Annotated in this window: 13 protein-coding genes and 1 other RNA gene; 9 read left to right on the top strand and 5 right to left on the bottom strand. The window is 40.2% G+C overall.

Translation table 11 applies throughout. The annotated features are described in order from the left end of the window. Window positions 1–257: 257 nt before the first annotated feature. Window positions 258–1343, bottom strand: a complete 1086-nt coding sequence (pdxA, locus tag IQ259_RS17480) for a 4-hydroxythreonine-4-phosphate dehydrogenase PdxA (RefSeq protein ID WP_193887017.1) — start codon at window positions 1341–1343, stop codon at window positions 258–260. A gap of 135 nt (window positions 1344–1478) precedes the next feature. Here pdxA and IQ259_RS17485 point away from each other — a divergent pair, with 135 nt between their 5' ends. From IQ259_RS17485 to nblR, 4 genes are all read left to right on the top strand, one after another. Continuing rightward, complete coding sequence (locus IQ259_RS17485) at window positions 1479–1583, top strand: PetM family cytochrome b6-f complex subunit 7 (protein ID WP_193887019.1); 105 nt, start codon at window positions 1479–1481, stop codon at window positions 1581–1583. 160 nt (window positions 1584–1743) lie between these two features. Further along, the gene (locus IQ259_RS17490; protein ID WP_193887021.1) at window positions 1744–2733 is read left to right on the top strand and encodes an SDR family oxidoreductase; all 990 of its coding nucleotides are present in this window, start codon (window positions 1744–1746) and stop codon (window positions 2731–2733) included. A gap of 164 nt (window positions 2734–2897) precedes the next feature. Continuing rightward, window positions 2898–3815 (top strand): NAD(+) kinase, encoded by a 918-nt coding sequence (locus tag IQ259_RS17495; protein WP_193887023.1) that lies wholly within the window; start codon window positions 2898–2900, stop codon window positions 3813–3815. Window positions 3816–3964: 149 nt separating this feature from the next. Further along, window positions 3965–4651 carry a response regulator transcription factor NblR gene (gene nblR / locus IQ259_RS17500; protein WP_193887025.1) on the top strand — a complete coding sequence of 229 codons (687 nt, stop codon included), beginning with the start codon at window positions 3965–3967 and terminating at the stop codon, window positions 4649–4651. A 60-nt stretch (window positions 4652–4711) separates the two neighbouring features. Here nblR and IQ259_RS17505 read toward each other — a convergent pair whose 3' ends face one another. After that, window positions 4712–4987, bottom strand: coding sequence for a DUF5132 domain-containing protein (locus IQ259_RS17505; protein ID WP_193887027.1), 276 nt, complete (start codon window positions 4985–4987; stop codon window positions 4712–4714). A gap of 250 nt (window positions 4988–5237) precedes the next feature. Here IQ259_RS17505 and cpdA point away from each other — a divergent pair, with 250 nt between their 5' ends. Then, on the top strand, window positions 5238–6035 hold the full coding sequence (gene cpdA / locus IQ259_RS17510) for a 3',5'-cyclic-AMP phosphodiesterase (RefSeq protein WP_193887029.1): 798 nt from the start codon (window positions 5238–5240) through the stop codon (window positions 6033–6035). Between the two features lie 65 nt (window positions 6036–6100). Here the strand turns inward: cpdA and IQ259_RS17515 are convergent, their stop codons facing one another. Next, complete coding sequence (locus IQ259_RS17515; RefSeq protein WP_193887031.1) at window positions 6101–6691, bottom strand: chromophore lyase CpcT/CpeT; 591 nt, start codon at window positions 6689–6691, stop codon at window positions 6101–6103. Between the two features lie 209 nt (window positions 6692–6900). On the opposite strand from IQ259_RS17515, the gene IQ259_RS17520 reads away from it, so the two are divergent. Further along, window positions 6901–8127 carry a lipopolysaccharide assembly protein LapB gene (locus tag IQ259_RS17520; protein ID WP_193887034.1) on the top strand — a complete coding sequence of 409 codons (1227 nt, stop codon included), beginning with the start codon at window positions 6901–6903 and terminating at the stop codon, window positions 8125–8127. Window positions 8128–8167: 40 nt separating this feature from the next. Here IQ259_RS17520 and IQ259_RS17525 read toward each other — a convergent pair whose 3' ends face one another. Beyond that, the gene (locus IQ259_RS17525) at window positions 8168–8491 is read right to left on the bottom strand and encodes a hypothetical protein (RefSeq protein ID WP_193887036.1); all 324 of its coding nucleotides are present in this window, start codon (window positions 8489–8491) and stop codon (window positions 8168–8170) included. 614 nt (window positions 8492–9105) lie between these two features. Between IQ259_RS17525 and IQ259_RS17530 the strand changes: the two genes are divergently transcribed. The 3 genes from IQ259_RS17530 (at window position 9106) to ssrS (ending at window position 11057) form a co-directional block, all read left to right on the top strand. Beyond that, window positions 9106–9678: a pentapeptide repeat-containing protein gene (locus IQ259_RS17530; RefSeq protein ID WP_193887037.1), complete on the top strand. Its 573-nt coding sequence runs from the start codon at window positions 9106–9108 to the stop codon at window positions 9676–9678. Continuing rightward, window positions 9675–10814 (top strand): 5-(carboxyamino)imidazole ribonucleotide synthase, encoded by a 1140-nt coding sequence (locus IQ259_RS17535; protein ID WP_193887039.1) that lies wholly within the window; start codon window positions 9675–9677, stop codon window positions 10812–10814. Before IQ259_RS17530 ends, IQ259_RS17535 begins: the two co-directional genes overlap by 4 nt. A gap of 60 nt (window positions 10815–10874) precedes the next feature. Beyond that, window positions 10875–11057, top strand: a non-coding RNA gene (ssrS, locus tag IQ259_RS17540) — 6S RNA. 207 nt (window positions 11058–11264) lie between these two features. Here ssrS and IQ259_RS17545 read toward each other — a convergent pair. Then, window positions 11265–12278, bottom strand: a complete 1014-nt coding sequence (locus IQ259_RS17545; RefSeq protein WP_193887041.1) for a 3-oxoacyl-[acyl-carrier-protein] synthase III C-terminal domain-containing protein — start codon at window positions 12276–12278, stop codon at window positions 11265–11267. Window positions 12279–12331 lie beyond the last annotated feature (53 nt).

Here is a 12331-nt window from a genome sequence, read left to right on the forward strand (position 1 = left end):
TGTTGGATGAGGATCTCTTGCCAAATGTTTAAGAATTTGTAATTCTACATCCATTGCCCTACTTTCCTTCCAGAGTTTTTTCTTTTCATCCTTTTATTCAGAATACTCGGAAAGTGACAGAAGAGGGTTATAGCAGTAGCCAAGGCAGTTAGGACATCGGTCAATGATAAAACTCATGCACTAAAAGACTTTTAACCCTGTCACCTGTTCCCTGTCACCTGCTATAAAACTGGAATTTAGACAAAGCCTTTATGCTTTTAATTTCTTGCTCTTCTGACACTAGCTAACTCAGCAGCTAATTGGATTGCGGCTTTCATGCTGGTAGAGTTAGCAACTCCTTTACCTGCAATATCAAATGCTGTACCATGATCAGGGGAAGTACGCACAAATGGCAGGCCAATGGAAGTATTAACCGCTCTGTCAAAGGCCATGAGTTTTACAGGAATTAAGCCTTGGTCGTGGTAAAGTGCCAGGTAAGCATCGGCTGGATGATGAGTGGAAGAGCCGCCATACCACGCTTGACCGGGTTTCACCCACATTGTATCTGGCGGGATTGGCCCATTTAACTGCAAGTAAGGGCGCTTTTGCTGTTCTTGGTGAATCCACGGAATTAGCCAATCTAGTTCTTCTCTTCCTAGTTGTCCTTGTTCGCCACTGTGGGGATTTAAACCTGCGATCGCAATTCTTGGTTTACTTATACCAAAGTCTTGCTGCAAACACTCTACCAATAAATCCAGCTTTTTGGTTAGTAGCTGGGGTGTGAGTGTATCTGCTACTTGACGTAGAGGAATATGTGTTGTGGCTAACAGTGTGCGGAGTGTCCAACCAGTGTAAGGCGATCGCGCCACAAATAACATCCCATATCGCTCCACACCAGATTTTTCTGCCAAAAGTTCTGTTTGTCCTGGATAGTCATATCCTGCGGCCTTCCAAGCAGATTTAGCGATTGGTGCTGTCACTATACCATCAAATTCACCAGCCAATGTTTGGGCGATCGCATATTCCATGTAAGCAAAACTCGCCGCACCACTCGCCCCATTACCAATCCCCGTGACAATCTCATCTGCAATACTCTTATTTAATTCCACATCCACAACTTTTAAGCTGTCTGGATTTGCCAAAGCTGCTAAATTTTCAGCTAGATTTAATTGGTCATAAGTCTGCACAAGCAAATCTCGATTTCCTACCACTGTTACATCACAGTTTTGACTAACTTCTGGGTCTGCTAAAGCTTTTAAAATTACCTCTATTCCAATTCCTGCGGGATCTCCCAATGTCAGCGCTAAACGAGGACAATTTTCTTTCTGTAATTTTACTATTATGTTTTGCTTATTTTGATACATATAACTACTTTATACGGCTTTATTATGGACTGCGCTTGATCCCCAAATACTAGGTATTGACCATCAAAACTAGTTTAGAATTATTAACACAGGTCTAATTCAACAGTAGTTGTTGAGCATAGGAGAAATACAACAATGGGTGGCGAAATTTTGAATGCAGCTATTCTGTCTTTTAGTTTAATCTTCGTTGGTTGGGCAATAGGCGCTTTATTACTGAAAATTCAGGGTGCAGAGGAATAATCTTCCTGGAGTCTGAAAAAATAGCGTGTCCGTTACCCGGACAACGCTTTTTCTCCAATTGTTTTATTAATTAACTTCTAAGAAAAGTGTAAACTTTTGTTTACGGATATAATTCTGTTAAGATTCTTTTCATAAAACTTTAAGATTTAATACAACCCTCATGACATTACTAATCGTCGGTGCCACTGGCACCTTAGGAAGACAAGTGGCTCGTCGTGCTATCGATGAGGGGTATAAAGTACGTTGTCTGGTGCGGAGTAGCAAAAAAGCTGCGTTTCTCAAAGAGTGGGGTGCAGAACTTGTCGTCGGAGATTTGTGTTATCCCCAAACACTCACAGGTGCATTAGAAGGAGTCACCACAATTATTGATGCAGCAACATCTCGTGCCACTGATTCTTTAAGTATCAAACAGGTAGATTGGGAAGGCCAAGTAGCTTTAATTCAGGCAGCTCAAGCTGCGGGTATAGAGCGTTTTATATTCTTTTCTATAATTGATGCCGATAAGTACCCAGAAGTACCGCTGATGGAAATTAAGCGATGTACAGAACTATTTCTCGCTGAATCTGGACTAAATTACACAATTTTACGTTTAGCTGGTTTCATGCAAGGGCTAATCGGTCAATATGGCATACCTATTTTAGAAGGACAACCAGTTTGGGTAACTGGCGCGTCATCACCCATTGCCTATATGGACACTCAAGACATTGCTAAATTTGCTGTGCGGGCGCTGAGTGTGCCAGAAACTGAAAAACAAGCTTTCCCTGTAGTGGGGACTCGTGGTTGGAGTGCGGAAGAAATTATTAGCTTGTGTGAACGCTTGTCTGGGAAAGATGCCAAAGTCACACGGATGCCGTTAAATCTATTGCGTGCTGTGCGCCGTTTTGTTCGTTTCTTTCAGTGGGGATGGAATGTAGCAGACAGACTGGCTTTTACAGAAGTTTTGGCCAGTGGTAGACCATTAAATGCCCCAATGGATGAAGTCTACAAAGTTTTTGGCTTAGATTCCCAAGAAACAACTACACTCGAAAGCTACTTGCAAGAGTACTTCAACAGAATTATGAAAAAGCTCAAGGAGCTAAACTACGAGAAAACCAAGACCAAAAAGCAGAAAAACAAAAAGTCTCCGTTTAAAAATGTCAATAGTCAATAGTCATTAGTGCTGAATGCTGTTAGCGGTAGCGGGGCGTTCAGCCCGTACTGAGTGATAAATAAATACACTTCTGCATCTTTTTGACTACAGACTAATGACTCGGTTAGCCAAAATATGTAAGGATTACATAGTACAAAGCATTGCCAAAAGTTGGATATTTGAATGTGCCGAAAGCAGGCATTATCTACAATGATTTAAAACCGATAGCGGGTCGCATCGCTATCGAACTAGAAGAGAAACTCACCGCTGCTGGTTGGGATGTATGTGTCACAACTAGCATTGGTGGCATACTGGGCTACTCTAACCCGGAAAGTCCTGTATGCCATACTCCCATTGAAGGTTTGACACCCCCTGGTTTTGACTCAGATATGGAGTTTGCTGTTGTATTGGGGGGAGATGGCACTGTTTTAGCCGCATCTCGTCAGGTTGCCTCCCTTGGTATTCCGCTGTTAACAGTGAATACCGGTCACATGGGATTTTTGACGGAAACTTATCTAAATCAACTGCCCCAAGCTATTGAACAAGCGATGGCTGGTCAGTATGAAATAGAAGAACGGGCAATGCTGACTGTGAAAGTATTACGAGGGGATTCTGTATTGTGGGAAGCCCTCTGCTTAAACGAAATGGTGTTGCATCGGGAACCGTTGACCTGTATGTGCCATTTTGAAATTGCTATCGGTCGGCACGCGCCGGTGGATATTGCCGCAGATGGGGTGATTGTTTCAACACCTACTGGTTCTACGGCTTATTCCCTCAGTGCAGGTGGCCCGGTAGTTACCCCTGGTATACCGGCTTTACAGTTAGTTCCCATTTGTCCACACTCCCTAGCTTCTAGGGCTTTGGTGTTCCCAGATACGGAAACAGTTAGTATTTATCCGGTCAATATTCCGCGCTTGGTGATGGTGGTAGATGGGAATGGCGGATGTTATGTGTTCCCAGAAGATCGGGTATATTTAGAGCGATCGCAATATAGTGTCCGGTTTATTCGTCTACAACCACCAGAATTTTTCCGCATCTTGCGAGAAAAACTCGGATGGGGTCTACCTCATATAGCCAAACCTACCTCAGTGGAGTTACCTTAATTTGAGTCAAGGGTCAATAGTCAATTGTCAAAATTGTTTCTTTAGCTTTCTTCCTGAATTGCTGGTTTATAAATAGAATTGAAAAACAAAGTTACCATACACAACAGTTCTATTGTTTTGACTTTTGACTTTTAATTTTTGGCTTATTTATGACAGTTGCTCACAGTCCCTGTGTTTTGGTGATTGAAACTGATGAAAGCCTTGCAAATCAGCTATCTTCTGATTTGCAAGAAGCTGGTTATGATGCAATTGTGGCTCATGATGCAGCCAGTGGTTTGCAATACAGCCGTGATTGTCAACCTGCTTTAATTGTTCTAGACAGAATGCTGGCAGGTGAATCAGGACTTTCGTTGTGCAAAAATTTGAGAAGTGCTGGTATGCGTTCCCCTGTGCTGATATTAATGGCCAGAGATACAGTTGATGACCGTGTAGCTTGTCTAGAAGCTGGAGCCGATGACTACATTCTCAAACCTTACCGCCCAGAAGAATTTTTAAAGCTAATTCGCCTTTATTTAAAACCTGATATTGATACTACAGAGCAGTTGCGCTTTGGTGATCTAATTTTAGATATATCCACCCGCCGTGCTATACACAATGGACGGGTAATTGATTTGACAATGAAGGAGTTTGAGTTACTAAAATTTTTGATGGAACATCCCCGTGAGGTGTTAACCCGCGAACAAATCCTAGAAAATGTCTGGGGTTACGATTTTATGGGTGAGTCAAATGTGATTGAAGTGTATATTCGCTATCTACGCCTCAAAATTGAAGATGAAGGTCAAAAGCGTCTAATTCAAACGGTGCGGGGCGTGGGATATGTATTGCGGGAGTCTTAGGATAATTTTTTTAAAGCAAAGGTACGCTGAGTCTCTATTGAAGTTTTTACTATTGTTGTACTAAGTTTCTCTAGGTTCAGCTGATTTCATACGTTCTTCACCAACTTCAGCCCTAGCTTCAGCAATAATATCTTCCCAGGTTTCACTAGCTTCTGCGATCGCTTCTTTGCTCTTTTCATAGAGCATAATTCCACGTTTAACAACTGCTTTAGCTACTGGTTTGCCAACACCAGCTACTACTGGCAAGAATATCGGCACAAGGACGACTCCGACAATACCTGTAACTCCAAGTCCTTCGACTAAATCTCCAAGGTCTGGTAAAAGTTTGACTGACATAATTATGTTCATCTCCCTGAGTTTACCTAAATTTATTCTAATTCCATTTTGTTACTCCTAACGCAAGAAAGCGTCCGATGATTTGGCAATATTTACTTTTTTTCAAATCAGTGTCATAAAATACAAAAAAATCTAATTTCTATCTTAGGATAGATGCAAAAGTTTTTGTTTAATAATCGTATTTTTATGTACAGCTTTGAGTGTAGTAAAAATCAGGGTAGAAGGACAAGCATAATTGTGAACAGTGAAGATGAATCCAATATCTCCCGTATTAATTGCTCAGGTAACAGACATACATCTGTTTGCCGCAGAAAATCATCAATTGCTGGGAATACCTACCACTGAGTCTTTTAAGGTAGTGATGGAGCGATTAAAGGAGCTAAAATCGGAAATTGATTTATTATTGCTAACAGGAGATTTATCTGGCGATGGTACGTCCCAATCTTATGACAATCTGCAAAGCTTGGTAAATCAACTGCAAATACCTACTTACTGGTTAGCAGGAAATCATGACTGTGCGATCGCAATGAATGAAATTCTTAATATAGGAATGATTTCCCGGCGAAAGTCTTTCCAGCGTGGTAACTGGAATTTTATCTTGCTGAACTCGACTGTAACTGGATGCGTACATGGTCATCTTGCACCTAACACCCTAAATTGGCTGGATTCGGAATTAGCAAAGCTAGGTAATAACCCCACATTAATAGCGCTTCATCATCCACCTGTTTCAGTGAATTCTGCATGGCTTGATAGCAGCAGTCTTGAAAATTCTAAAGAATTTCTTGCGGTGCTTGATCGCCACCCACAAGTTAAATTAGTTTTATTCGGTCATATTCATCAACAGTTTCAACGCCAGCGTGGTAATGTTGGCTATTTAGGGACTCCTTCAACCTGTATTCAGTTTCGTTCCAATAGTCCAACTTTTAGCATTGACCAAAAAACACCTGGTTTTCGCCTACTGAAACTATACCCCAGTGGGATTTGGGAAACATCGGTGGAAAGAGTTCCCTATTTTCATCCACTGGAGTTAGCCGCAATGGGATACTGAATAGCAGGAGACAGGTAAAAGGTGACAGGGAACAAGGGAAAATTTTATCAATTCTCACTCAGCACTCAAAACTTAACTTCATCGGCGAAATTTGCCCACCGCACAAAGTAAAATGGCCCAGCAACAGAACCCCAGATATGCTCATTGGTTTCTAAGTCGCGTCCTCTGTCTAGGCTGATAAATTTCTCTGCGTCAATTTCAAATTCACTATCTAGATAAGTCTTTTGACCTTTGCGAAATACAATACAGCCTTTTCCAGGTTCTACATGACCTTTAAAGCTATTACCAGTCCACTGAACAATCATGTTACAGCCTGGTAATTTTTCTAAGTCATCGACTGTTACAGTTTTGAGATGTTCCAAGTTACGGGATGCACCGTAGAATTTTTCTTCTTGTTTAACAGTGTAGTTTTCAATTTGGATGCGATCGCCTACATTCACCAACTTTAACACTCGCAAGCGATAAGGGTCATTCAACATATAGTCATAGGCTTGTTCCACAAAAAAACTTACCCCTGATAACACTTCCAAAGGTAAAGGACGCATACACACGCGAATATGTGCATAAAATGGCGGATTTTCAAAAGCTTGCGCTTGATTACTAAAGTCAGCTGCCATCCAACGAGCTAAGGTAGTAATATCTGTAGAACTTGTCATTACAAATTATCTATTGGTTGCTTAAAAATCTCTTTGAGTATTTTAATGAAGTATGAAGTCTAAAGTCTGAAGTATGAAATTTTATGAAGAAAAATTTAGTACCGTTGGAACAGAGAAATATTTTTTCAAGAATCTCCTAGCGCCTGGAGAATTTTTGTGAAAATATCGTCATTATTTAGCTAGTACAACAAGGCAAAAGTAAAATTTCTATGCTCAGGCGCTTATGTGCGATCGCTATTTTCGCTATTCTATTAAATAGTTCTTTAACGCTGGCTGCACCCAAAAAGCCTCAACAGCCAGATAAATATCCGCCTAGTCCTCTAGAAATTACCACACCCGACCCACTGCTGCGCCCTTCTGCTAACAAAGAACCGTTAACTGAGGAAGAACAGCAAACGTTAGCATCAGCATTGGATGAATTGAATCAAGAAGCTGCGACGAAACTCCAAGCGGGTGATAAGGTAACGGCTTTTGAAATTTGGAACCGCGAATTAAGCTTGCGGCGCTATTTGGGTACTTTACCCGAAATCCAAGCATTATCCAGAGTAGGTGCGATCGCTTGGAATCAAAATGACCGCCAACAGTTATACTATATTACTCAACGATTGCAAGCAATTCAGACGCAGATATTAGCACCCAAAATCATTGCTAAACAAGGTGTAAACTTAGAATCGTTGCAAACTCTAGGTGAAGCTTATCAAAATGTGCGATCGCCTGAAGATGCTTTAGAAGTTTACAATCAAATTTTGACTGTGGCGCGACAGCAAAAAGATCCAGCCGCAGAGTTAGCTAATCTCAAGATAATTGCAGAACTGCATCTAAGTTGGTTCGACTATCCCAAAGCCGCAGACACATATCAAGAATTATTCAATTTAGCGTCGGCTCAGGGCGATCGCATAAGTGAGCTAACATATCTAAGACAGTTAGCTTATATTTACCAGCAAGGCAAACAACTGCAACAAGCTATCAATGCATTGAATCAGTTAGCTGGGATGTATACTGATGCAGAAAATCTTACCAAATTACCAGAACTAAAATTAGCGATCGCAAATAATTATGAATCCTTAGCGCGAGAAAATCCTAATCTTCTTCAAGAAGCTTTTAATAACTATCAACAAGCTTATACAACTGCTTGGGAATCACAGCAATTTGTCTTAGCCGCGGAAGCTTTACAAAAGTTAATTGTTTTATATCGTTCTCAAGGACAAATTGATGCAGCGTTACAAACTAGCCAAATTCTTGTAGAGACACAAGCAAAAGCTTATAACTACTATGGCTTAATGCAAGCCTATGACCAAATTGGACAAATTTATCTACAGCAAAAAGATTATCCTCAAGCACTTTCGGCTTTTCAACAAGGATTACAACTAGCGCAACAACTCAAACACGAAGAATCTTACTTCGCACAACAAATTAAAAAAGCATCTGGTCAATAGTTATTAAAGTTGACAAATAACTATCGACCATTGACTCCAATTAAACATCTTCTAACTCAAATTGAGCCACCGTCACAGCGTTAAAGGCAAAGGCCAACACCAAAGGCATTGGACATCTGAGTATAAGGGTGCTAACGACAGCTACAACCGTTCCAATTACGGCTGACATCGACCAAATTCTTTCTTCAAAGGTGAGTCCCTTTTCAGACTTAATTCCTCTCAGCACATGAGAAGGAATTGGTTCCGGCATTACTCCTCCTGGAGGAAATGCCCAATAATTGTTACGCCGCTCGACAAATAATTCTGTCCAGCCATTTTCTTGGCACCATGCCTCGATCCATTCCAGAGAATAATGTGTCATCATTCGTGTAATTCTGTTTGTGAATTTTGTGTAGTTGCTGAATATAAACTGAGAGCTTTCTAACTAGCAAGTGGCAATAGAAATAAACCGACCGTTAGAGAAGGCTAAAAAGCCTATTTTGAAATTGCTGCACTTTTGCCTTCCTCCTGCCTTCTTGTACTAGCCAAGCAACTATAGATAGATGAAACGACAGTTATTTCTCCTCTTGTTCAGCTGGTTCAGCATTTGAGACGGATAATCAATCTACTCAAGTACCGCTGAATAATCACCTTAATAAGAAGACTAACAGGCGATAATATCTGTTAAAAGCAAAAGTTAATAAACTTTACTTAGAAAATCTAGCATAAAGAAATGTAACTAATTCTATTAATAGAATGAATAATCATAAGAATACTTATATCGCAAAATGCAATTTATAAAATCAAGAATTGTAAATCTAAAAGTGCCGTTCTGCTTTATTGACTACCTTAAAGTGTATTAAGCAGTCACAAATCAGCCTGTGGACATAATTTTTTGTTTGTATTTGAGCGATCGCATTTTCTTAGTTACAAAATGTTAAGCTAAAGTAAAATACAACACCTAAACACAACAATTAGACACTCAATAGGCTAACAAATATGTTTTGGCAGCAAGGATTAGCGTTAACTTTAGGAATTTTATTATTTTGCCTTATCCAGCAAAGCAGAAATCATTACGGAGTTATAAATAACATTAAGGCTTTTGTTATAACTATTGTTTTTTCATCCCTCCTGCCTGCCCCAGCCTTGGCAGTAGACTGGACTCATCCATTGTCGTTTAGTAATGCACAGTTAGCTAGACGCGATTTTTCTGGACAAACTTTGCAAGCGGCGGAATTTTCTAACGCCAATATGGAAATGGCTAACTTTACAGGTGCAGACTTGCGAGGAGCAGTCATGAGTGCTTCGGTGATGACAAAAGCCAATCTTCACCAAGCAGATTTAACCAATGCGATGGTCGATCAGGTAGACTTAACAGGGGCTGATTTGAGCGATGCCGTTTTCAAAGAAGCGTTGTTACTCCGCGCCCTGTTTACAGATGTGAATATCCAAGGTGCAGACTTCACTGATGCAGTTTTGGACAAAGCGCAAATCAAAGAACTCTGCGGTAAAGCCAGTGGGGTAAATTCCAAAACTGGCGTAGAAACTCGTGAATCTCTAGGATGTCGATGAAGCGTGTTGGTGTAATTGGTGGTGGGCAACTAGCCTGGATGATGGGGGATGCAGCGAAGAAATTAGGAGTAGAATTAGTGGTGCAGACTCCTAGTAAATCTGATCCTGCTGTAGCTATTGCCCAAGATACAGTTTTTGCCTCAATTGATGATGCGAAAGCAACAGAATTATTAGCTCAAAAAAGCGATGTTATCACCTTTGAAAATGAATTTGTTAACCTTGATGCTTTATCTTTGTTAACAAATAAAGGTTTTATATTCCGTCCAAAATTAGCAGCGTTAGCTCCTTTATTAGATAAATATCATCAACGTTGTTATTTACGTGATTTAGGATTACCTGTACCCCAATTTTTTGCTATTGACGATACAGAAAATTTAGCATCTAAACTAGAGCATTTAGATTTTCCCCTGGTCTTAAAATCACGCCGTCATGGATATGATGGTCAGGGAACATTTATTATCCAAGACTTAACTAGTTTGCAGCAAAAACTATCTCAAACCGCAAATCAATCACAGTTTTTAATTGAAGAATTTGTCCCATTTGAACGGGAACTAGCGGTTATTGCAGCACGTTCTGTAAATGGTGAAGTTGTCATCTATCCAGTGGTAGAAACTCAGCAAGAACAACAGGTATGCCGACGAGTCATCGCCCCTGCTGATATTACACCTAATCAAATAGGACAAAGCAGAGCGATCGCCCATACTCTATTAAATAGCCTAGAAGCTGTGGGCGTTTTTGGCATTGAGCTATTTCTCACCGTCGATGGCAAAATCTTAGTCAATGAAATTGCTCCCCGTACCCATAATTCGGGACATTTTTCTATAGATGCTTGCGAAACTTCGCAATTTGAACAGCACCTCAGAGCCGTCTGTGGTCTACCTTTGGGCTATCCTACTTTAAACTGTGGCATGGCTATCATGGTTAACCTCCTAGGATATGAAAACTCTGACAGTGACTATCAAAGCCAGCGCCAACAATTAGCCGCAATTCCCCAAGCAACTGTTCACTGGTATGGCAAAACTGAATCCCGTCTTGGGCGGAAGTTAGGACATGTCACCGTTTTATTAGATGAGTATAACCCAGAGGCAGCAAATCATCTAGCCCACGCCTTAGAATCTATCTGGTATCCCAGCTAAATTGGTCAGAAAATTTTCATATTGGACACACAAGTTGTTTTTGAAAGTTATAATGAGTTAGTTCCACTGCGACGTTGGTGACTGCCATCAAGTTTTTTGATCTATGTCTTTAATGCAAAGGGAACCAAATACTCTCGTGGCAGTATACCGGGCATGTACCCGGAAACTTTAAACGAGCAACATCGGTACCCACCTGGTTTAACCAGGTCATAAACTTAGGTAAAACGGCGTTGTGGTGAACTTAAATTTTTAGCTCCCAAAGTTAGTTAAAACTTGGGAGCTTTAATTATGAGAATCTGCACAATTGAGAGCAAAAATTAATTATACGCCTTATGTGAATTAAAAACGCCCAAGCTATAGCAAGGCTTTCAGGCTATGATTTAGCCAAGATGTTTAGTCATGTTAACGTATTTACGTCTTTCCAGACTCCAACTCACATAAGGCGTGTCTCTAATATTTTACAGTTAACGCTGCCCATGAAAAACCAGCAGCACTACTAGCTAAAACCACAAGATTTCCAGGCTTTATTTTATCTGACTCTATAGTTTTAGCCAAGCCGAATATAGTATCTACAGCACCTAGATGACCATATTCTGGCAAAGAAATGAATGTCTGTTCATCTCTTAAATTTAAAGATTTTAGAATGCCTTTAGATAAGCTTTTTTTCACTTGGTTAGTTAATAAAAAATCCACATCTTTTATTAAATAACCACTTTTCTCCAAGGACTTGTGAATCACCTTGGCATAGTTTTCTAAATACACATCTGATAAGATTGTTTCTAGTTCTTGAGGGTCTTTGACTTTTAAATAATTCAATTCATTATTAATTTCTGTACCTCCAGCCGGAAACTTAGTTCCAGCTGATGATACCTTGAGACAATCCACCAATTTTCCATTTGTGATGGCGTGATAGGAGAGGATTTGATTGCTTGGTTCTCCTTTTTTCAATATGGCTGCTGCTGCACCATCAGCCATGATAAATGTTGATAAACTATTCACATCTGTATAATCTAGCAGCATAGACAATTTATCACTACAGACGACTAGAGCATAAGTTAAATCATTATCTGCCAGTAACATATTTCGACAAATATCTATTCCTAGATTGCCACTATTACAAAAATTTCTTACTTCAAATGCAAAAGCGTTTTCTGCACCAATCGCATCTTGAATTTTGGCAGCAGGAGACCAAAATCTGTAATCATAGTCTCCCGCAGCACAATAAGCAATCAAATCAATTTCATTCGCTGTAATTTTAGCCTTATTTATAGCTTCTGTTGCTGCTTTAATTCCCATCTCACTGGGATGTTCATCTCGTCCGGCAATTGGTTTCTGTTTGATCCCAATCTTGTCAGTGAAAACAAACTCAGGTAGCTTGGCTAGTTTGGCCATTTCTTGACTGGTTAGAATTCCTGTAGGAATGTAATAACCAACAGAGGTGATACCAACGGTTTGTTTGCTCATGCAGAATACTCTAATAAGTGAACGACAAGCTCATTAACTAGTCGGATTGTAAC

It is taken from the genome of Fortiea sp. LEGE XX443 (genome assembly GCF_015206815.1).
GTDB lineage: Bacteria > Cyanobacteriota > Cyanobacteriia > Cyanobacteriales > Nostocaceae > Nostoc_B.